The sequence below is a fragment of the Peribacillus sp. SIMBA_075 genome (assembly GCF_046534585.1).
This window is the reverse complement of the sequence record NZ_JAWRYN010001715.1, coordinates 1-231: the sequence shown is the minus strand read 5'-3', so window position 1 is coordinate 231 and position 231 is coordinate 1. Positions and strand designations below refer to the sequence as shown.

Annotated in this window: 1 protein-coding gene; it reads left to right on the top strand. The window is 52.8% G+C overall.

Annotated features, from left to right (window positions below):
- Positions 1-231 (top strand): GTPase RsgA (rsgA, locus tag SB775_RS34295; protein ID WP_410865748.1); only part of this gene is annotated, 231 nt, incomplete at both ends.

Below are 231 nucleotides of genomic sequence, written 5' to 3'. Positions count from 1 at the left end.
AGCCTTGAACCGCGGCAAGCATACGACTCGCCACGTGGAATTGATCGAAGTGAACGGCGGCTTGCTTGCCGATACCCCGGGATTCAGTTCGTTCGATTTTGAGCAGTTGGATAAAGAACAATTGTCGGCATGCTTCCCTGAAATGGACGAGCGTGCGGGAGGCTGTAAATTCCGCGAATGCCTGCATTTGAACGAACCGAAATGCGCCATCAAAAAAGCGGTGGAAACCGG